Below are 20,659 nucleotides of genomic sequence, written 5' to 3'. Positions count from 1 at the left end.
TTTTTAAAAAGCATTTGGCGTATAATGAGGGCAAAGCTAAAATGAGGTGTCAAAATGAATGATAGTGTCCAAATCAAACTGATTATCATGGCAGCGGCTGCTATTCTCGTCTATCTGAGCGTACTCTGGCTCGAATGGCGCACCAAAACAGCTACTCGTTTTGAAATTATCCTGCAATCCGTCGTGGTTGTCTTATCACTATTTCTGCTCGTCGACTTATTTCACTGGGTTTAACAGTTTAAAAAAGTTCTTCTGCAACCAATTCGCTGCAAAAGAACTTTTTTACTACCCTGCTTGTCCACCCATTGAGTGCGTTCTGAAGAAAAAGCGCAGCAACCGATTGCGACTGGGCCGAATCGTCAGCATATTCGTCGGCAGAATCGTGATAACGAAGAAAAAGAGGGTAATGGCCACACCAAGAGCTGTGACCCATGCAGGTCCGAAAAACGGATAATTAGTCACAGACGGATTCTGTGCAATGGCCACCATTCGTGGTACTGTCTGCAACAGCAAGTTGAATATCCAAATTATCAAAAAACCACGGCCACGCAGGCCTGCATCCCGATACCGACGGATTTGCAATGTCAGTGTCGGCAAAAACAAGGCCAGCCATAAAATCAGGGTCACGACAATACTAGCAATGAATAAGGCATCCCCATGCTTGCTGCTAAGCAGGGCCACAAAACCAAGGGCAAACAATCCGAACACGAGCAGCCGCAAAATCAGCAGTACCAGCTGCATCCACCAGTAGCCGGCTCGAGTCGAACGCCCCTTAAATTCAGCATAGCCACGCCAATAATCTTTAAACGCCTGTCGAAACGAAACCTGTCCCGGTATTTCATTGATTTCTTTCATGATAGTGCTCCTTTTCGCTTGATCATGAAGCTGACGTTCCCAATCTCCCTTGCCAACTGAAGCATACCACTGCAACTGTCAGAAACATATCCCCAATTTCATTAAAAAAGTGAACTTCAAAATTCAAAGTTCACTTTATCTGATTAACTATTCTGATGGATAAACTTTTCCACAAGATCATAGACGTTATCCTTGTAAAAGGCTTCATCACCGTGGTCGGCGCCCTTCAATTGATAGAAAACCACTTGTTTATCTTCCGCTTTCAGCTTGCGGTATAATTCAACGCTCTGTTCAAACGGCACAATCCGATCGTGGTCCCCATGAATAATAAAAATCGGCGGAATGTTCGCATCCTTCCGAATGAAATGCAGCGGACTTGTTTTCTGAGCCAGCTCAGGATGCTGATCGACCCGTTTGTGGCCGATAAAAGCCCCTTCTGGACTATCGCTGCCCATATGATCCTGAATCGACGGCTGGTCATTCATCGTCAATAAGTTGATGGGTCCATAAAAATCAATGATACCCCGTACCTGGATGTCACTAAAAACGGCGGCTTGGTCGTCTTCCAATAAGTTGTTGTGCAATGTCAGGCCAGTGGATAAGGCTGTATTCGCACCAGAGGAATCGCCCCATAAGAAAATGCGTTCTGGGTCGATATGAAATTCTTTTTGATGACCGACCATAAAATGAAGGGCCTTTTTAGTGTCTTCAATTTGCGCTGGAAAACCGGCGATTTTAGAAGAACGGTATTCGACCATGGCGACCACATAGCCCCGTTTGCAAAACGGCAGCAGTTGGACCAAGTGGCCGGCCATATTCTGCTTGCGCCAGGCGGAACCTTGCACAAACAGCAGCAGCGGAAACTGGTGGTCGTGTGCATTCGGCGGCAGCATGATTTCCAAATGCAGTTTTAAGCCGTCATAATCTGCATATTCCTGGTTAATCGTCAGTTACGGATAGATTTTTTCACGGTCGGATGAGATTACTTTCATCCCAGCGGCATGTGCCGTGCTGGCCGGAAAATCAGAGTAGGGCACTGATTGAGGTGCGAGATAATTATCATTCATCGCTATTTCCTTTCTATTGGTCTATACGTTCAGCATAGGCTAATCTTGACCAAATAAATAGCTTTTCCGCACAAAAAACCTCCAAATCAAAATGACTTGGAGGTTTTCTGCGTAATGATAGTTGTCAGGGAAATTTTTTAAGCCGGCTTGACCTTGGCAATCTTGCCTTGCTGGATATAAACGCTCAAGATAGCGATATCGGCGGGATTGACTCCGCTGATTCGCATCGCTTGGGCAATTGTTTCTGGCTGAATCTTCTTCAGCTTCTGATGGGCTTCGGTAGCCAAACCGTCAATCGCATCGTAATCGATGTTGTCAGGGATTTTCTTGGCTTCGGAACGCTTCAGCTTATCGACCTGAGCGAGTTCCTTCTTGATGTAGCCGGCATACTTAGTCTGAATTTCAACCTGTTCGATGACACGGCGATCAAGTGGTTCAGGGCTGGCCGGAATAAACTTCAGCAGATCGTCATAACTGACCTCAGGCCGCCGCAGGAATTCGCTGGCCAAAACGCCGTCCTTCAACGGCGACTTGCCTTTTTCGAGCAAAAAGTCTTTGACTTGGGCAGGCTTGATGCGAATCGAATCAAGGCGCTTCAATTCATTGTTGATGGCGTCACGCTTGGCGACAAACTTAGCGTAACGTTCATCGCTAATCAGACCTAAATCATGACCCTTTTCCGTCAAACGGAGATCGGCGTTATCATGGCGCAACAACAGGCGGTATTCGGCCCGTGACGTCAACAGACGGTATGGTTCGTTGGTGCCCTTTGTAACCAAATCGTCGATCATAACGCCGATATAAGCGTCGCTACGCTTCAAAACAAATGGTTCTTTGCCCTGAGCTCGTAACGCCGCATTGATGCCGGCCATAATTCCTTGTCCGGCGGCTTCTTCGTAACCGGAAGTCCCATTCATCTGTCCGGCCGTATACAAGTTCTTGATGACCTTCGTTTCAAGCGTCGGATGCAGCTGCCATGGTTCGATGACATCATATTCAATCGCATAGCCAGGCCGCATCATGTGCGCATGTTCCAAACCGGCAACGGAATGAATCATCTTTTGCTGGATTTCTTCTGGCATTGAAGTTGAGAAATCACCAACGTAATATTCATCGGTATCTCGGCCTTCTGGTTCCAAGAAAATCTGATGACGCGGCTTGTCAGCAAAGCGAACAACTTTATCTTCAATGGATGGGCAGTAACGAGGACCGACCCCTTTGATAACGCCGGTAAACATCGGCGCACGGTCGAGATTATCCCGAATAATCTTGTGCGTAGTCGGATTGGTATACGTCATCCAGCAGGATAATTGATCCTTCAGATAAACGGAATCCGGAGTTTCAAAACTGAAATGATTGACTTCCTTGTCGCCAGGCTGCTCGATGGTCTTATCGAAATCGATTGTATTCCCATCAACACGTGGTGGCGTCCCAGTCTTGAAACGACGCAACTTGAAGCCGTTTTGTTCGAGATTTTCAGACAACTTGATGGACGGAATCGAATTATTCGGGCCTGAGGAGTAAGTCAATTCCCCGATGATGATTTTCCCCCGTGAGGACGTACCAGCCGTTAAAACGACCGTTTTGGCGTGATAACGTGCCCCTGTCGCTGTGACGACACCTTTGCAGACGCCATCTTCGACAATCAGGCTGTCGACCATTCCTTGACGCAAGGTCAAGTTCGGTTCGGCTTCGAGCGTCGCTTTCATGGACCGATGGTAGGCATTCTTATCGGCCTGCGCTCTTAACGCCCGCACAGCCGGCCCTTTACCGGTATTCAGCATCCGCATCTGGATATACGTCTTATCGATGTTACGGCCCATTTCACCGCCTAAAGCATCGACTTCACGGACAACGACCCCTTTGGCCGGACCGCCGACCGACGGATTACATGGCATAAAGGCGACCATGTCCAAGTTGATGGTAATCAGCAAGGTCTGGTTGCCCATGCGTGCGGCTGCGAGCGCCGCTTCACTGCCGGCATGACCGGCGCCGACGACAACGACATCGTAATCGTGTGCATCGAATTCTTTCATCTGTTTACCCCTTTACTTTCCAAGACAAAATTGGCTGAACAACTGGGTAATGAGCTCATCGGGAGCCGCATCGCCAGTGATTTCGCCGAGTTTATTCCAGCATTCCGTCATATCGATCTGCACTAGATCAAGCGGCATCTCTTGGTCGAGGCCGTTTAAAACATCCGTTAAGGATTGATCAGCCGATTCCAGCAGGCCAATTTGACGTGCGTTCGTGACCATGACATCGTTCTGACTGTTTTCGATTCCCTGATTGAACAGGCCTTCGATCTTGGCAGCCAAATCTTCCATCCCAGCACCAGTCAAACCGGACACTTTGATGACATCGCTAGCCGCAACATCTGGCAAATCAGAAATTGTCAGTGCGGCCGGCAGATCAGACTTATTGAACAAAATCAAACGGTGCTTATTTTCGGTCGCCGTCAGTAATTCTTTATCTTCGGCCGTCAACGGCTGACTCGCATCCAAGACTAACAAAATCAAATCAGCCTTATGGATTGCCTGGCGGCTGCGTTCGACCCCGATTTTTTCGACTTTATCGTCGGTATCATGAATCCCGGCCGTATCGACCAGTTTCAGTGGCACACCGCCGACATTGACATACTCTTCAAGAACATCACGCGTCGTTCCGGCCACATCCGTCACAATTGCTTTATCTTCTTGCAGCAAATGGTTCAAAATACTCGATTTACCGACATTGGGACGACCAACGATTGCTGTTGCAAGGCCATTGCGAAGTACTTTGCCTTGTTGTGCTGTTTTTAATAACTTCTGAATTTCTTTTTTGACGCTAGTGGCCTTGTCCCGCATCATATCTGCGGTGACTTGTTCTTCGTCATATTCTGGATAATCGATATTGACCTCGACCTGAGCGAGTGCTTCCAAAATATCTTGGCGGAGATCTTTAATCAGTTTATGAAGATTGCCGCCTAACTGCCCTTCAGCCACTTCCATAGCACGGTCGGTCTTCGAACGAATGATATCCATGACAGATTCGGCCTCTGTCAGGTCGACACGGCCATTTAAGAAGGCCCGCTTGGTAAATTCACCAGGTTCCGCCATCCGGGCCCCATTCGCCAAAACAAGCGACAAAATCTTGTTGGTGGCGACGATCCCGCCGTGACAATTGATTTCAATAATATCTTCGCAGGTGTATGTCTTGGGCGCACGCATCACACTGACCATGACCTCATCGACGTTTTTATTCGTCTTCGGATCCTTGATGTGGCCATAATTGATGGTGTGGCTCGGCACCTTGCTGAGATCATTGCCTCTGAAAATCCGGCCGATCACCTTTAAACTGTCCTCACCCGAAATCCGGACGATTGAGATTGCCCCTTCACCAGGCGGCGTTGAAATCGCAGCGATCGTATCAAATTCTGTCGTTGCAGGCATTGCAATAACTTCCTTTCTAATGAATCATTGACCTAGCGAGTGTGAAAAATGATGGGTCGTCAGTCATTTTGAACACGTTTCAGATAAACGCGCTCGAAGAATCCGATTGCTGCGTTTAAGCCACTTTACTTAATCCTCGCAATCACCTGCTTCTTTTCACATTCTTCCTATTGCACAAAAAAAGTGCTCCGCATCCACGACGGCCATTAAAAAAACAGCTTTCGTGGATAAAGCACTTTGACTACTTTATCGAATAGTAGGTAATGATAAGAATGATTGTTTATAATATACTTTCTTTTTAGAAGTTTGTCAAAATCGGTTCATCGTGAAAAGGAGGTCAAAGCGAACAGGTGTCCCCAGTTGACCCCCATCAAAGAAAATTTTACGGCATTAAAAAAAGGAACTCTTGCGAGTCCCTTTTACATTTTAAAAACCAGTCATCTTCGAAGTGACAATCACATAACGATGCGGATCGACGCCTTCGGAATGTGTCTTCACGTGCTGGTTATCGGCCAGATGCGCATGAATCTGTTTCCGTTCGAAGGATGGCATCGGATCGAGAAAAACGGGTTGCCCAGTGGCAATCACTTCACGGGCTGCCTTATCAGCGAGTCGTGTCAGCGTGGCTTCACGCCGTTCACGATAACGACCGACATTCAAGGTTACAAGAATCTTAGAATGGGCGTTATGGTTGAAGTAGACCTGCGTCAAATACTGCAAGGCATTGATTGTCTTGCCATGCTTTCCAATTAAGAGACCTTCTTTATCGGTCTGCAGATGATAGGTAACATGGGTTTTATCGACCCGATCCACCGTCACCGTTGTTGGCGTGCCGATGCGAGCGGTGATATCGGTCAAATGCAGCGTCGCCGTACTAATGGCAATCTGATCATCTCGAGTCGGCTTTTTCGGCTGTTCCTTTTGCGGGACCGGCTTCTTTTTAGAAGCTGCCGCCTTTTTGGCAGGTCCTTTTTTAGCAACTGCCTTTTTTTTAGGTGTCTTGCCAGCTGGTTTCGCAGCTGTTGATTTAGCCGCCTTGGCTCGAGATTGCGCCTGCACCGGTGCAGCTGAAGCAGCCGGTTTGATATTTGTCACCGTGACGTTCTTTTCTTCGAGGTGGACGATCGCTGGTTTCTTGCCCAATCCGAAAAATCCTTTTTTCCCTTCGGAAATGACTTTCACGTTGACCCGGTCCTGCGGCAGTTTCAACTGCGCAAGGCCTTTTTCGATTGCATCTTGAATGGTATTGCCTTGAAAAGTGGGCATCTATTTGGACCTCCCCTCTTCTTTAAAAACTATTTGTGCCGTTTCAAAGCCCGCTTACGAGCTTTGGCCAGTGCCTTTTCGTGATCCTTTTCTTCTTGAACCTTTTCCTGCTGCTCACGCCGCTTGGAGAATGGCCGTTGAATCAGCAAGGTCTGGAAGACGGAGAATGCGTTGGTAACCACCCAGTAGATGGAAACAGCCGACGCAATGTTCATCGCTGTGAAGAAGATGATCAGCGGCATCCCCCACATCATGACATTGGTCATCGAGTTCTTCGGTTGCGACATGGTGGATAAGTATGTTGTCCCGAAGGTGAAGATGGCGGCCAAAATCGCCATGACATAGAATGGATCCGGCTTGCCCAGCTGCATCCACAGGAAAGTGCCCTGTTTCAGCGCCGACGTCCGGTAGATGGCCTGATACAAAGCAATCAGGACTGGGAACTGAACGACGACCGGCAGGCAGCCAGCCACTGGGTTGACCCCAGCTTCAGCGTAGAGCTTCTGAGTTTCATCCTGCAGCTTCTGGCGTGATTCAGCATCCTTGCCTGGATACTTCTTCTGAAGGGCCTGCAATTGCGGTGCAACGGCTTGCTGCCCCTCCATCGATTTCGTCTGCCACCAAGTTAATGGAAGGATAATAATCCGAATAATGATTGTGAAGACGATGATTCCCCAACCATAATTGCCGCCGAACATCTTGGATAACCACAGAATGAACTGCGAGAAATTATAGATGACCGTGCGGTCCCAAAAACCGGTACTGTGGCTCGTAACGGGTGTCGTACTGCAGCCGGCGGCGACTAAGACAAACATCGCCAATCCGGCTAGCAGCAGCAGCCGTTTCCGATTAAGTTTACGTTTATTCAATTGTATTTTCCTCACTTTTTTAGAGGTGGGCCGTCGTTAATGGGCACCACCCACAAACGATTAGTGTGATTCTGACTGTGATGTTTCGGCGGTTTCATAATCCGGCGACAATAAGTGCGCCAGATTCAGGACGTGTACCATGTTGCGTTTCGACTGGTGCATGTCGAGTTTTGTGGCACCTTTGCGTGCGATCACCAAAAAATCAACGTCCTGGCGTAGAAAAGGTTTGAGTTCCAAAAGGCTCTGGCGGATGTAACGCTTGACCCGGTTGCGAGCAACCGCAGTATGACCCACTTTCTTGCCGACTGAGATGCCGACTCGGAAATGTTTCTGGCCTGGCTTATTCATCTGATAGATCACAAAGTTGCGGTTGGCAACGGAATGACCCTGTTCAAACACCTGCTGGAATTCTTTTTCCTTTTTAACGCGGTAAGATTTTCGCATAACTTTTAACTCCCGCATTCAATTTTGAGGTTTTCCACCGGTATGCCCGATGGAAGAATCATAAGACTTTACATCAATATGTAAAGATGAGCGCACGACCAGTCGGTCTCTTTCACCCGAAAAAAACACGGGGATACGGGCTTTTCACCCGCGCCAACTCATCGTGCGCTCAAAATAATAAAAAACCACTGAAACTTCAGTGGCCTTATGCAGATAAAACTTTTCTACCTTTGTTACGGCGTCTTGCTAAGACTTTACGGCCGTTCTTTGTACTCATACGTTTCATGAAGCCATGTACACGTTGACGATGGCGTTTCTTTGGTTGATAAGTTCTCTTTGTAGTCATGTTGGACACCTCCAATGCTCATGTCTTTATATAGACGTTTGTTGCACACCGCAGAAGCTACAATCCTCCCTCGATGAACATTTACCTAAATATAATAACATATCTCACTGCAAATTTGAAATTCATTTTTGCTTTTTTTGTAAAAACTTGTCAACAATTCGCACTCGCTTTTGGTGGATTTGTTGTGGACGACCCGTGCATAACTTTATTTTGAAAAATATTTATTGACAGGCTTATGCGCAGCTTTTTCACATGTCCACAGGCTGTTTAAATGTTTTATCAACAAGTCGAATAGTCTGTTGATAACTTGTGAAACACTATTGATATAAGCTTTTGCAATTCACAAGCTACTGTGCATAAATTATTTTGACTATCTTTTTTCCACAAAATCTGTCGGGCTGTGGATAACTAATTCACACCCCTGTGAATAATTTTTGTTATTTATTGGTTTGCCTGTGGAAAACTTTTTAAAGAGATGCTAAAATAAATTTGCTTTGTGATTAGAGAAAAAGAGCAATTTTTATTTAAAATGACAAAAAAAGGAGGAATCAATGTGCCCAATTTGGAGGAGCTTTGGCAATATTTGGAGTCTTATTTCCAGCAGCACCTGTCAGCGGTCAGCTACAGTACCTGGATCGAGACGGCCAAACCGCTCAAACTGGCGAACCACCAACTTACCATTGAAGTCCCGTCTTCACTGCATAAGGACTATTGGGAAAAAGTGCTCGCCACCAAAGTCGTTGAAGGCGCCTATGCCTTCGCCAATATCGAGATCACCCCTGTTTTTGTTTCAAAAGAGGAGGAAGATGCACAAGAGAAAGCCGATAGTGACGCGCTTGCGGCCCCTGAGGTCGACCAAGAGGCCAATATTCCGACTTTCATGCGGGAAACTCGTTTAAATAGTAAGTACACGTTTGAAACCTTTGTCACCGGCAAAGGCAACCAGATGGCGCATGCCGCCGCCCTCGTCGTTTCTGAGGAACCTGGGGTTTTGTATAATCCGCTCTTCCTATATGGCGGTGTCGGTTTAGGCAAAACCCATCTGATGCAGGCGATTGGCCACCAGCTGCTGAAGACGCATCCTGGTTCAAAGGTGAAATACGTCACCAGCGAAGCATTTGCCAACGACTTCATCAATTCAATCCAGAACAAAGAACAAGAGAAGTTCCGGCAGGAATACCGCAACGTTGATCTCCTCTTAGTCGATGATATCCAGTTCTTCGCCGATAAAGAAGGGACACAGGAAGAGTTTTTCCACACGTTCAACGATCTCTACAATAATAAGAAACAAATCGTTTTGACGTCGGACCGCCTGCCCAATGAAATCCCGAAGCTGCAAGAACGACTCGTTTCACGGTTTAAGTGGGGCTTATCGGTCGATATTACGCCGCCTGACCTTGAAACACGAATCGCTATCCTGCGCAACAAGGCCAATGCCGAACATCTCAATATTCCCGACGATACATTAAGCTACATCGCCGGCCAAATCGATTCCAATGTGCGGGAACTCGAAGGGGCGCTGGTGCGAGTTCAGGCGTACGCACGAACCAAGGAAGAACCAATTACCACCAGTTTGGCGGCAGATGCTCTCAAGAGCCTCAATGCCGAAGAAAAACCAAAGGACCTGACCATTACCGACATTCAATCCGCCGTTGCCAAGTACTATCAGGTTTCTGTGGCCGATCTGAAGGGCAAGAAACGAGTCAAAAACATTGTTTGGCCCCGACAGATTGCTATGTATCTGTCTCGAGAAATGACCGATAACTCATTACCTCGCATTGGGCAGGAATTCGGCGGCAAAGATCATACCACTGTCATCCATGCCCATGAAAAAGTCGCTGCCGAACTGAAATCCGACGAACAATTGAAAGAACAGATCGCCGAATTGAAAAACAAGCTGAAACCATAGCTGTGGATAACAGGGGGATTTATCCCCACAAGTATCCACAAGTTATCAACAGGTGGATAACTTGTCAGCACTGGTATCAGGCCCCTTTTCCACAGAATTAACAGGTCCTACTACTATTACTAAAAATCTTTTATAATAGATTATGAAGCGCCATCCAAAAATCATGAGAAAAGTCTAGGAGGCTCACTATGAAATTTACAATTAAACGTGCAGCATTCATCCATAACTTAACCGATGTGCAACGAGCAATTTCTTCAAAAACCACCATTCCGATTCTGACGGGGTTAAAAATGGAACTGACTCAGGAAGGATTGACTTTAATCGGGAGCGATGCCGATATCTCGATTGAATCCTTCTTATCTGTTGAAGACGATAAAATCGAACTGCAAATCGATTCAACCGGTTCGATTGTATTGCCGGCTCGTTTCTTCAGTGAAATCGTCAAACGTTTACCGGAAGAAACGATGACAGTCGAAGTGGAAGATAATTTCTTGACCAAGATCACATCCGGCAGTTCTGAATTTACGATCAACGGCTTGGATGCCAACAATTATCCCCGTCTGCCTGAAATCGAAGACACCAACAAACTGATGTTATCGGCCGATGTGCTGAAGCAGTTGATTAGCCAGACCGTTATTGCTGTTTCCAATCAGGAAAGCCGGCCGATTTTGACTGGGGTCCACATGGTTATCCAAAACAGTGAATTACTTGCCGTTGCGACTGATAGCCATCGTTTATCTCAGCGTAAGATTCATCTCGATATTCCGACCGATGTTCATTACGACATCATCATCCCTGGCAAGAGTTTGACTGAATTGTCACGGACACTGACGGATGGGGTCGATACCGTTGAAATGCGCATTGCTGAAAATCAAGTGATGTTCATCGTAGATCATACTTCGTTCTATTCCCGTTTACTGGAAGGCAACTACCCAGATACAGAACGGTTGATTCCGACTTCATCGACGACTCAGATTCAATTCGATGCGCCAGTTCTATTAGCCGCCATCGAACGTGCTTCCTTGCTGTCGCATGAAAGCCGCAATAACGTTGTTAAACTGACGTTGTCCCCAGCTGATTCAACGGCCACGATTTATGGCAATTCGCCAGATGTCGGGAACGTCGAAGAAAGTCTGCATTTCGAAGAATTATCCGGCGAAGAACTCGAAATTTCCTTCAATCCGGATTATATGAAAGATGCTCTGCGTTCTTTCGGTCAAGCAACAATCGATATCGCCTTCACTTCGGCATTACGGCCCTTCACTTTGATGCCATCTGAAGATCATGAAGACTTTATCCAGTTAATCACACCTGTTCGGACTTACTAATAAAAAAAGCACGCTCAGCCCTGAGGTTATCCACATTTAACGGTGGATAACCTCTTTTTTGGGTGGATAACTTGTGGAAGATTAAATTGTGTTCGCTACAATTTCAAAAGTCACTTTTTGGCATACCCCTTCTTAAAAATGATTTTGCCCGTCAGATTCGTTTAAACCGTATTTCAGCGATTTTCTCGAAAAAAGGCAAATATGGGTCAGACTGGTTAAAAACGAGCAGACGGAAAAACAGCCCGAAATAGATTTGTTTTTCGGGTGTCAAAAAGGTATACTATATATAAGAAGAAAAACGATTCTTCCCGGGGTGATATCGGTCAATATCACTTTTTTATTGGGTGATTGAAGGTGATCAAATGGAAAAACAGATTGTCAAATTGACTTCGGATCACATCACACTGGGGCAGATGCTCAAAGATGTTGGTGTGATCGGAACGGGTGGCCAAGCCAAGTGGTATTTGCAGGAAAACACCGTACTTGTTAACGGGACTGCTGAGACACGGCGAGGCCGCAAGCTAGTGGCTGGCGATGCAGTAACGGTGCCAGACATGCAAATCACCGTTCAGGATTAGCACATGTATCTGGATAAACTAAAATTGAAAAACTACCGTAACTACGAAAACGTTGATACGACTTTCTCGCCGGATATCAATGTTTTTTTAGGTGCGAATGCTCAGGGCAAGACCAACCTGCTCGAATCAATCTATGTGCTGGCCATGACTAAGAGTCATCGGACCAGCAACAACAAAGAATTGATTCGCTGGGGCACTCAGTTTGCCAAAATTGATGGCACAGTCGTCAAGGAGACCGGCAGTTTGCCGCTTGAATTGATTTTGAGCCATCAGGGCAAACGGGCGAAAGTCAACCGGCTTGATCAAGCCAAGCTCTCCCAGTACATTGGCAAGTTCAATGTGATTTTGTTTGCACCGGAAGATTTGGCAATTGTCAAAGGGGCGCCGATGCTCAGGCGGCGGTTCATCGATATGGAGTTTGGTCAAATGAGCCCCAAGTATTTGTATGCTTTGACGAACTATCAGGCTATTCTCAAGCAGCGGAATCATTATTTGAAGATGCTGCAGCAGAAAAAGGCCAGCGACCAGCTGTACCTCAACGTAATCACGGAACAACTGATTGAATACGGGGCACAAGTGGTCGTGGCACGGCAGGAATTTTTGCAGCGGATGGAACATTGGGCCCAAGAAATCCACAAGACGATTACCCTCGATCAGGAAACCCTGACGTTTGCTTACAAGAGTCAGGTGCCGACTGAAGCTTTGACGGACGTTAAAGCGGCTCAGGCGGCCTTGCAGGAGCTGTTTGAAAAACACCGCCAGCGTGAGATTGAACAAGGAACAACCTTGGTCGGTCCGCAACGGGATGATGTCGTTTTTCTGATCAACGATAAAAATGTGCAGAACTTTGGGTCACAGGGCCAGCAGCGAACGGTTGCCCTCAGCGTCAAACTCGCCGAGATCGACCTAATGAAGGAGCTGACCGGCGAATATCCAGTCCTGCTGCTCGACGACGTTCTGTCCGAACTCGATGATGCCCGGCAAACACATCTGCTGAAAACGATTCAGCATAAAGTGCAGACGTTTTTGACGACCACGAGTCTGGATGGCGTCGCACAAGATATTATTCAGAATCCACGTATTTTCCACATCGAAGCTGGACAAATCACAACGGATTGACAACCTTGTGGATAAGCTGTGGATTGTTTAAAAGAAAATGATTTGAACTGCGTAATCTATCAAAGTGTGCGTAAGTTGGCATTTTGATGTATGCTTGATCGTAAACGCGTTCGAAAACACTGTTTCCTTGCGTTTAACGGTTTTCTCCTAGTGATTCTAAAATCACGACGTCGAAAAGCTCGTTAAGCCGCCAGAAGCAATTCGTGTTTTCTCACGCTCTATCGTAAACGCGTTCGAATAGGCTGGCGGTCTTGTTTAGTGAACTTTTCCGTGAATGTTTAAAAAACAAATCATTCACGTCCAAGTCCGACTAAGCCGCAATCGCCAGAACGCCTATTCTCACGCTCTATACAGAAATGAGGGAAATCTTTCATGACGGATAAAGAAGAACGAAATGAACATTTGGCTGAGCTCGCCAAAAACTACGATGCTAGTCAGATCCAAGTATTATCTGGCCTTGAAGCGGTTCGGAAACGGCCTGGGATGTACATCGGTTCAACGAGTTCACAAGGACTCCACCATTTAGTTTGGGAAATTATCGATAATGGGATCGATGAAGCCTTAGCCGGTTTCGCCGATAAGATCGAAGTCGATGTCGAACCCGACAACAGTGTCACCGTTCGGGATGACGGTCGTGGGATTCCAATCGATATTCAAGAAAAGACGGGCAAACCAGCCTTGGAAACCGTCTTTACCGTTTTGCATGCCGGCGGGAAATTCGGCGGCGGCGGATATAAGGTTTCTGGCGGGCTCCATGGGGTCGGTGCCAGTGTCGTTAACGCTTTATCCACCAATTTGGATGTCACGGTTGCACGTGACGGCAAACTGTATTACATGGATTTCGAGCGTGGCAAGGTCAAGACGCACATGAAGGTCATCGGCGATGCGAAAGACGGTCTGCATGGGACGAAAGTGCATTTTAAGCCGGATCCGGATATTTTTACCGAAACAACGGTATTCGATGACAAAGTCTTAACTACTCGGATTCGAGAATTGGCTTTCTTGAATAAAGGTTTGAAGCTGACTTTCAAGGATAAGCGTTCTGATACGGCTGAACGGCTGGTCTTCCATTACGAAGGCGGCATCAAGAGCTACGTCGAATTCCTGGTCGAAGGCAAAGAAACGCTGCTCGATGAACCGATTTATGTCGAAGGCAAACAAAACGGGATTACCGTTGAAGTCGCCTTGCAATACACGAATGATTATCATTCCAACTTATTGACCTTTGCCAATAATATCCACACCTATGAAGGCGGGACCCATGAAGCCGGCTTTAAAGCTGGATTGACCCGGGTTATCAACGATTACGCCCATAAGAGCGGTGCTTTGAAGGGGGACGACAAGTTCTCTGGGGAAGATGTCCGTGAAGGTTTGACGGCTGTTGTTAGCATCAAGCATCCAGATCCGCAGTTTGAAGGTCAGACGAAGACCAAACTGGGCAATTCGGATGCCCGGACGGTCACCGATCGTGCCTTCTCAGAACATTTCACCAAATTCTTGATGGAACATCCACAGCAAGCCAAATTGATTGTGGATAAAGGTGCATTGGCTTCCAAAGCCCGGATTGCTGCTCGGCGTGCTCGTGAAGTGACTCGCAAGAAGAATGGCCTCGAAATCAGCAATCTGCCAGGTAAGTTAGCCGATAATTCATCGAAAGACCCTGAAATTTCAGAATTATTCATCGTCGAAGGGGATTCAGCCGGCGGTTCTGCCAAGCAGGGCCGTTCACGTTTGACACAGGCAATCCTCCCGATTCGTGGGAAGATTTTGAATGTGGAAAAAGCCAGCATGGATCGGATTTTAGCGAACGAAGAAATTCGGACGTTATTCACAGCCATGGGGACTGGTTTTGGGGATCAATTTGACATTTCCAAAGCCCGTTACCACAAAGTCATCATCATGACCGATGCCGATGTCGATGGAGCCCATATTCGGACCTTGCTGCTGACACTGCTGTACCGTTACATGCGGCCAGTGGTCGAAGCTGGCTACGTCTACATCGCCATGCCGCCGCTGTATCAAGTACGGCAGGGCAAGATGATTCGCTATCTGGATTCAGATGAAGAATTAAAAGATTTAGTCGGACAATTACCGCCGTCACCAAAACCAGTGATTCAGCGTTATAAAGGGTTAGGTGAAATGGATGCCAGCCAGTTGTGGGAAACAACTATGGACCCTGAAACCCGGCGTTTGGAGCAAGTCCATGTGGGCGATGCTGCTGACGCTGACGCCGCTTTGACAATGCTGATGGGCGATAAAGTCGAACCACGACGTGAATTTATTCAAGATAATGCACAATATGTCGATCAACGGAACATTGATGCTTAATTGATCACAAGGGAGGAATAAGGAATATGGCAGAAGATGGCCCACAAAACAGCCGCATTAAACCCGTCGACCTTTCACGGACGATGCGGACATCATTCCTGGAATATGCGATGAGCGTTATCGTCGCACGTGCGTTGCCAGACGTACGGGACGGCTTGAAACCCGTTCAGCGGCGTATTCTTTACGGGATGAACGAATTAGGTGTCACACCGGACAAGCCGTACAAGAAGTCGGCTCGTATCGTTGGGGACGTCATGGGGAAATATCATCCGCATGGCGATTCACCGATTTACGAAGCGATGGTCCGGATGGCACAACCCTTTAGTTATCGTTACCTTTTGATCGATGGGCATGGGAACTTTGGTTCTGTCGATGGCGATAGTGCTGCTGCGATGCGGTACACCGAAGCACGGATGAGCAAAATCGCCACTGAAATGCTCCGTGATATCAACAAGGACACAATTGATTATCAGCCGAACTATGATGGCACCGAACGTGAACCAGTCGTTTTACCATCACGTTTTCCCAATTTGCTCGTCAATGGGGCGACTGGGATTGCTGTTGGGATGACGACCAACATTCCGCCGCATAATATGGCGGAAGTTATCAACGCTTTGCACATGCTGATGAAAAATCCAGATGCGACGACTGCCGATTTGATGGAAGTTCTGCCTGGACCTGATTTTCCGACTGGCGGGATCGTCATGGGCAAATCCGGAATCCGGCGGGCGTATGAAACTGGGAAGGGCACGATTACATTACGTGCTAAGACTGAAGTGGAGACCAAGAAGAACGGCCGGGAACGGATTATCGTCACCGAATTGCCATACATGGTCAACAAGGCCAAGTTAGTCGAACGAATCGCTGATTTAGTCCGTGAAAAGCGTTTGGACGGCATCACCGATTTAAACGATGAATCCGACCGTGAAGGGATGCGGATTGTGATCGATGTCCGCCGTGACATGAGTGCCTCCGTTGTTTTGAACAACTTGTTCAAACAGACAGCGATGCAGACCAACTTCTCATTCAACATGGTGGCCATTGTCAACAATGCACCGAAACTCCTGAGCTTGAAGGAAATTTTGCAATATTACCTGCAGCATCAGGAAGAAGTCATTCGGCGGCGGACACAGTATGACTTGAAGAAGGCCGAAGCACGAGCACACATCCTGGAAGGGTTGCGAGTTGCGCTTGACCATATCGACGATATCATCAGCATCATCCGTAATTCAAAGACCGGCGATATTGCCAAGGCCCTCTTGATTGATCAATACGAATTAGATGACAAACAGGCCCAAGCTATCTTGGACATGCGTTTAGTTCGTTTGACCGGCTTGGAACGGGACAAGGTTGAAAATGAATATAAGAATTTGATGGATGCGATTGCCGATTACAAAGACATTCTGGCCAAACCAGAACGGATTCATCAAATCATCTATGAAGAATTGCTTGAGATTCAGCGTAAATATGGCGATAAGCGCAAGACCGAATTGATGGTCGGCGAAGTCCTCAGCCTCGAAGATGAAGATTTGATCGAAGAAGAGGATGTCGTCATCACCTTGACGCATAATGGCTACATCAAACGGCAGCCGGCTCGTGACTTCAAGTCGCAAAATCGGGGTGGTCGTGGGATTCAAGGCATGGGCGTCCATGACGACGATTTCACCGAACAATTGATTTCGACGACGACGCACCACGTCCTCTTGTTCTTCACCAATACGGGCAAGATTTACCGGATGAAGGGTTACGAAATCCCTGAATACAGCCGTACGGCAAAGGGCATTCCGGTCATCAACCTGCTGGGAATCAACTCCGACGAGAAGATTCAGACGGTTATCAGTGTCAGCGATGATACGAAGGAAAATGACAAGAACGATCTCTTCTTTGTGACGAAGAACGGGACGGTTAAACGGACGGCGGTCAGTGAATTTGCCAATATCCGCAAGAACGGACTGCGGGCTTTGATGCTCAAGGATGACGATGAATTGACCAACGTCTTATTGACGGATGGTACTCAAAATATCATCATCGGGACGCATCTTGGCTACGCCGTTTCCTTCAAGGAAGCAGACGTTCGGCAAATGGGTCGTTCCGCAACCGGTGTTCGTGGAATCCGGCTGCGTGACAACGATTATGTCGTTGGCTCCGATATTCTGCATCCGAATGCCGATGTCTTTGTTATTTCTGAAAAAGGCTACGGCAAACGGACGCCAGTCGCCGACTATCCAATCAAAGGTCGCGGTGGTAAAGGAATCAAGACTACCAATATTACTGAAAAGAATGGCCCATTAGCCGGCTTGACGACGGTCAACGGCAGCGAAGACATTTTGGTGATGACCAATACCGGTGTTATGATTCGTTTCAGCAGTAGCGATGTTTCGCAGACAGGCCGGTCCACACTTGGGGTGCGTCTGATTCGTTTGGACGACAACGCAATCGTGGTCAGCATGGCTCGTGTCCTCCCTGAAGAGGATGTGGCGTCTGATGATACAACGGCACATGAAGGTGACGCTGACGAGCTGGAAACGACCTCTGAGGCTGCTGCTAATCTGACCGACCAGGATAAGGCCGACCAAGTGCAGAAATTAGTCGATCGGGCGCAAAGCGATGATCAGATTACCAATGAAGATGATCCGGACGATCCTGATTCAGCCGAATAAAAAAGTTTAAATATAAAAAAGGCATTCGTGCGTAATCTATAGATAACCGCTTAAGTTATCTGGATCACGTGTGAATGTCTTTTTTAATTCTAATGACGAAGGAAGTTGAAAAATGGCTCGGATTATGTTATTCTTTTATTCTGTGAGTATCTGTGGATAAGTTTGGAAAACGAAATCCCCTGGGTAAACAAGGCCGCTTTTGACCTTGTTTGTTACGAGATACTTCCTTGTTCTCACACTGTGTGAGAACCTTAAAGTCCATAAGGAGGTGAATAGTCATGGCAGAAAAGCAAGCTCGGTATGAAATTACTTACATCATCGCACCAAACATCGATGAAGCAAGCAAGACCGCTTTAGTTGAACGTTATGACAAAATTTTAACGGATAACGGTGCAACATTGATCGATTCGAAAGATTGGCAAAAACGTCGTCTTGCATACGAAATCAACCATTATCGTGAAGGTTTATACCATATCACAAACGTGGTTGTTGACGACAAGGCCAAAGAAGCCGTCAAAGAATTCGACCGTTTATCCAAGATCGATGACTCAGTTTTACGTCATATGATCGTTAAACGTGAAGATTAATTTTACTTTTTAATACACTCAATGGGTTTTGTAGAATCTCTACGAAGCCTTTATTTTCAGAGAGGGGTGTGTCTATTGATTAATAGAGCTGTTCTAGTGGGACGTTTAACTCGTGATCCAGAGTTACGTTATACCCAAGGCGGTGCGGCAGTTGCAACATTTACTTTAGCGGTAAATCGGCAGTATACCAATTCCAAGGGTGAACGCGATGCTGATTTCATTACGTGCGTGATCTGGCGTAAAGCGGCCGAAAATTTTGCGAACTTTACTCATAAAGGTTCATTAGTCGGAATTGACGGTCATATCCAGACACGGAACTATGAAAACAAAGAAGGCAATCGAGTTTACGTGACTGAAGTTGTCGTGGATAACTTCAGCTTGCTGGAATCTCGTTCGCAGTCCGAACAACGCCAGCGTTCCGAAGGTCAATCCAATAATCAAAGCTATGGTCAGAACAACAATAATTACAACAATAACCGTTATAACAACAATAGTAATAACGGCAACGGGAATAATTATGGTGGCAATCAGTCAAATGCATCGCAAGATCCATTTGCCAGCCAGCAAAATTCTGGTCAAGCGGCCCCTCAAAATTCTGCAAGCTCATCAGCCGATGATCATTCGGCCGATCCGTTCGCAGACAGTGGTCAGCAGATTGATATTTCTGATGACGATTTACCATTCTAAACAATTATTGGAGGGATAGAACATGGCAGGACAACGTCGAGGCCGTCGTCGCCGTAAGGTTGACTACATCGCCGCAAATCATATCGAATACATCGATTATAAAGATACCGACTTATTACGTCGCTTCATCTCAGAACGTGGCAAGATTTTACCACGTCGTGTGACTGGTACAAGTGCCAAGAACCAACGTCGTTTGACCGTAGCAATCAAGCGTTCACGGATTATGGGCTTATTACCATTCGTTAGTGACGAAGGCTAATAAGAGCGTAAAAAAGAAGGGGCAGCTAGCTGCTCTGTAAGTCAAAAAAGTCTGAAATCAATTTGGTTTCAGACTTTTTTTGTCCACAAGTGGATAAATATTTATTTAAAATACGTGGTGTAAAACAAATACCCAGCCAAACCGAATGCACCGATTGACACGATGACTCGCAGTGGTCGTGTTGGTACATGCCGTACAATGACAGGACCGACGTAGCCGCCGATGAACATGCCGGCCCCCATTGGCACGACCATCCACCAATACACTTTGGTCGTCAGTGCATAAACAATCAATGACAAAACATTGGTTGCAAAAGAGGCAAAATTCTTGATTGAATTGCAGACAGTGTACGGCCGGTCGATCGTGACCGTGAGTAACGCCACCATGATGATTCCGGCTGAAGCGCCGAAGTAGCCGATGTAGACCCCGACCAGGAAAATCGCAAATTGTTTCAGAAACAGCACGAACTTGCGCTGCGACTGCTGGGCAGCGTGTGGTTTGGCCGGTCTGAATTCCGACCACAGCATCAGACAGCCAGCACTGAAAATGAGGAAGGGCACAATATGTGCAAAGGTGGTGGCTGGTGCGAAACCGAGAATGATGCTGCCGATCAGACCTCCAAAGAGGGTGATGGCGGCAATATGCCAAGTCAACTTGCGATTGGTGCACAGATCTTTGACCGATGACAAACTGGAGCCGATTCCAGTGAAAATTAAGGATGCTGTATTGGTCGTGTTGGCACTGACCGGCGGCAGTCCTAACGCCAGCAGAACGGGATAAGAAACGAGCGAGGCTAATCCAGCCACCGAACTAAGCAGTCCGCCGGCTAGACCGGCCGCAAATAAAATCAGAATCATTAAACTGAGCGACATCGACTCAGCTTCTTTCTATAAAATAATTTGTTTGACAAAGATTATTTTAGCATT

The 20,659-nt window shown here is 46.9% G+C and carries 19 protein-coding genes; 10 read left to right on the top strand and 9 right to left on the bottom strand.

Annotated elements, in window-relative coordinates; all coding sequences use genetic code 11:
- The first annotated feature begins 54 nt into the window (after positions 1-54).
- Entirely contained in the window at positions 55-234 is a 180-nt protein-coding gene (locus tag IV40_RS04685) for a hypothetical protein (RefSeq protein WP_057769209.1), read from the top strand.
- Positions 235-285: 51 nt separating this feature from the next.
- On the opposite strand, the gene IV40_RS04680 is transcribed toward IV40_RS04685, so the two are convergent.
- The 8 genes from IV40_RS04680 to rpmH form a co-directional block, all read right to left on the bottom strand.
- Positions 286-855 carry a DUF805 domain-containing protein gene (locus IV40_RS04680; protein ID WP_057769208.1) on the bottom strand — a complete coding sequence of 190 codons (570 nt, stop codon included), beginning with the start codon at positions 853-855 and terminating at the stop codon, positions 286-288.
- A gap of 143 nt (positions 856-998) precedes the next feature.
- Positions 999-1,748 (bottom strand): alpha/beta hydrolase, encoded by a 750-nt coding sequence (locus tag IV40_RS04675; protein ID WP_156404231.1) that lies wholly within the window; start codon positions 1,746-1,748, stop codon positions 999-1,001.
- A gap of 311 nt (positions 1,749-2,059) precedes the next feature.
- Positions 2,060-3,958 (bottom strand): tRNA uridine-5-carboxymethylaminomethyl(34) synthesis enzyme MnmG, encoded by a 1,899-nt coding sequence (gene mnmG, locus IV40_RS04670; RefSeq protein WP_057769206.1) that lies wholly within the window; start codon positions 3,956-3,958, stop codon positions 2,060-2,062.
- 12 nt (positions 3,959-3,970) lie between these two features.
- Complete coding sequence (gene mnmE, locus IV40_RS04665) at positions 3,971-5,353, bottom strand: tRNA uridine-5-carboxymethylaminomethyl(34) synthesis GTPase MnmE (protein ID WP_057769205.1); 1,383 nt, start codon at positions 5,351-5,353, stop codon at positions 3,971-3,973.
- A gap of 426 nt (positions 5,354-5,779) precedes the next feature.
- Entirely contained in the window at positions 5,780-6,619 is an 840-nt protein-coding gene (gene jag, locus IV40_RS04660; protein ID WP_057769204.1) for an RNA-binding cell elongation regulator Jag/EloR, read from the bottom strand.
- A gap of 29 nt (positions 6,620-6,648) precedes the next feature.
- Entirely contained in the window at positions 6,649-7,434 is a 786-nt protein-coding gene (locus tag IV40_RS04655; RefSeq protein WP_057769265.1) for a membrane protein insertase YidC, read from the bottom strand.
- A gap of 114 nt (positions 7,435-7,548) precedes the next feature.
- Positions 7,549-7,932 carry a ribonuclease P protein component gene (gene rnpA, locus IV40_RS04650; RefSeq protein ID WP_057769203.1) on the bottom strand — a complete coding sequence of 128 codons (384 nt, stop codon included), beginning with the start codon at positions 7,930-7,932 and terminating at the stop codon, positions 7,549-7,551.
- Between the two features lie 205 nt (positions 7,933-8,137).
- Positions 8,138-8,278, bottom strand: a complete 141-nt coding sequence (gene rpmH / locus IV40_RS10575; protein WP_082617872.1) for a 50S ribosomal protein L34 — start codon at positions 8,276-8,278, stop codon at positions 8,138-8,140.
- Positions 8,279-8,831: 553 nt separating this feature from the next.
- Between rpmH and dnaA the strand changes: the two genes are divergently transcribed.
- The 9 genes from dnaA to rpsR all read left to right on the top strand — a co-directional run bounded on the left by dnaA (position 8,832) and on the right by rpsR (position 19,733).
- Positions 8,832-10,187, top strand: a complete 1,356-nt coding sequence (dnaA, locus tag IV40_RS04645; RefSeq protein ID WP_057769202.1) for a chromosomal replication initiator protein DnaA — start codon at positions 8,832-8,834, stop codon at positions 10,185-10,187.
- 188 nt (positions 10,188-10,375) lie between these two features.
- Complete coding sequence (gene dnaN / locus IV40_RS04640; protein WP_057769201.1) at positions 10,376-11,515, top strand: DNA polymerase III subunit beta; 1,140 nt, start codon at positions 10,376-10,378, stop codon at positions 11,513-11,515.
- 362 nt (positions 11,516-11,877) lie between these two features.
- Positions 11,878-12,093, top strand: a complete 216-nt coding sequence (gene yaaA, locus IV40_RS04635) for a S4 domain-containing protein YaaA (protein WP_057769200.1) — start codon at positions 11,878-11,880, stop codon at positions 12,091-12,093.
- 3 nt (positions 12,094-12,096) lie between these two features.
- Positions 12,097-13,212: a DNA replication/repair protein RecF gene (gene recF / locus IV40_RS04630; RefSeq protein WP_057769199.1), complete on the top strand. Its 1,116-nt coding sequence runs from the start codon at positions 12,097-12,099 to the stop codon at positions 13,210-13,212.
- 372 nt (positions 13,213-13,584) lie between these two features.
- The gene (gene gyrB / locus IV40_RS04625) at positions 13,585-15,540 is read left to right on the top strand and encodes a DNA topoisomerase (ATP-hydrolyzing) subunit B (protein WP_057769198.1); all 1,956 of its coding nucleotides are present in this window, start codon (positions 13,585-13,587) and stop codon (positions 15,538-15,540) included.
- Positions 15,541-15,566: 26 nt separating this feature from the next.
- Positions 15,567-18,200 (top strand): DNA gyrase subunit A, encoded by a 2,634-nt coding sequence (gene gyrA / locus IV40_RS04620; protein WP_057769197.1) that lies wholly within the window; start codon positions 15,567-15,569, stop codon positions 18,198-18,200.
- Between the two features lie 278 nt (positions 18,201-18,478).
- Positions 18,479-18,787, top strand: a complete 309-nt coding sequence (gene rpsF / locus IV40_RS04615; protein WP_057769196.1) for a 30S ribosomal protein S6 — start codon at positions 18,479-18,481, stop codon at positions 18,785-18,787.
- A gap of 75 nt (positions 18,788-18,862) precedes the next feature.
- Entirely contained in the window at positions 18,863-19,474 is a 612-nt protein-coding gene (gene ssb / locus IV40_RS04610) for a single-stranded DNA-binding protein (RefSeq protein WP_057769195.1), read from the top strand.
- Positions 19,475-19,496: 22 nt separating this feature from the next.
- Positions 19,497-19,733, top strand: a complete 237-nt coding sequence (gene rpsR / locus IV40_RS04605) for a 30S ribosomal protein S18 (protein WP_057769194.1) — start codon at positions 19,497-19,499, stop codon at positions 19,731-19,733.
- 101 nt (positions 19,734-19,834) lie between these two features.
- Here the strand turns inward: rpsR and IV40_RS04600 are convergent, their stop codons facing one another.
- On the bottom strand, positions 19,835-20,605 hold the full coding sequence (locus IV40_RS04600) for a sulfite exporter TauE/SafE family protein (RefSeq protein ID WP_057769193.1): 771 nt from the start codon (positions 20,603-20,605) through the stop codon (positions 19,835-19,837).
- Positions 20,606-20,659 lie beyond the last annotated feature (54 nt).

This window comes from Lactobacillus selangorensis, assembly GCF_001437205.1.
GTDB lineage: Bacteria > Bacillota > Bacilli > Lactobacillales > Lactobacillaceae > Paralactobacillus > Paralactobacillus selangorensis.
Note: the sequence above shows the minus strand (reverse complement) of the source record. Positions and strands in the feature narration are given on the sequence as shown.

Coding starts and splice junctions, on each gene's coding strand:
- rpsR (WP_057769194.1), top strand. CDS start 19,497: ATGGCAGGACAACGTCGAGGCCGTCGTCGCCGTAAGGTTGACTACATC.
- IV40_RS04655 (WP_057769265.1), bottom strand. CDS start 7,434: ATGTTTGTCTTAGTCGCCGCCGGCTGCAGTACGACACCCGTTACGAGC.
- IV40_RS04680 (WP_057769208.1), bottom strand. CDS start 855: ATGAAAGAAATCAATGAAATACCGGGACAGGTTTCGTTTCGACAGGCG.
- dnaN (WP_057769201.1), top strand. CDS start 10,376: ATGAAATTTACAATTAAACGTGCAGCATTCATCCATAACTTAACCGAT.
- jag (WP_057769204.1), bottom strand. CDS start 6,619: ATGCCCACTTTTCAAGGCAATACCATTCAAGATGCAATCGAAAAAGGC.
- mnmG (WP_057769206.1), bottom strand. CDS start 3,958: ATGAAAGAATTCGATGCACACGATTACGATGTCGTTGTCGTCGGCGCC.
- IV40_RS04675 (WP_156404231.1), bottom strand. CDS start 1,748: ATGCTGCCGCCGAATGCACACGACCACCAGTTTCCGCTGCTGCTGTTT.
- yaaA (WP_057769200.1), top strand. CDS start 11,878: ATGGAAAAACAGATTGTCAAATTGACTTCGGATCACATCACACTGGGG.
- rpsF (WP_057769196.1), top strand. CDS start 18,479: ATGGCAGAAAAGCAAGCTCGGTATGAAATTACTTACATCATCGCACCA.
- gyrA (WP_057769197.1), top strand. CDS start 15,567: ATGGCAGAAGATGGCCCACAAAACAGCCGCATTAAACCCGTCGACCTT.
- rpmH (WP_082617872.1), bottom strand. CDS start 8,278: ATGACTACAAAGAGAACTTATCAACCAAAGAAACGCCATCGTCAACGT.
- recF (WP_057769199.1), top strand. CDS start 12,097: ATGTATCTGGATAAACTAAAATTGAAAAACTACCGTAACTACGAAAAC.
- IV40_RS04685 (WP_057769209.1), top strand. CDS start 55: ATGAATGATAGTGTCCAAATCAAACTGATTATCATGGCAGCGGCTGCT.
- gyrB (WP_057769198.1), top strand. CDS start 13,585: ATGACGGATAAAGAAGAACGAAATGAACATTTGGCTGAGCTCGCCAAA.
- rnpA (WP_057769203.1), bottom strand. CDS start 7,932: ATGCGAAAATCTTACCGCGTTAAAAAGGAAAAAGAATTCCAGCAGGTG.
- mnmE (WP_057769205.1), bottom strand. CDS start 5,353: ATGCCTGCAACGACAGAATTTGATACGATCGCTGCGATTTCAACGCCG.
- IV40_RS04600 (WP_057769193.1), bottom strand. CDS start 20,605: ATGTCGCTCAGTTTAATGATTCTGATTTTATTTGCGGCCGGTCTAGCC.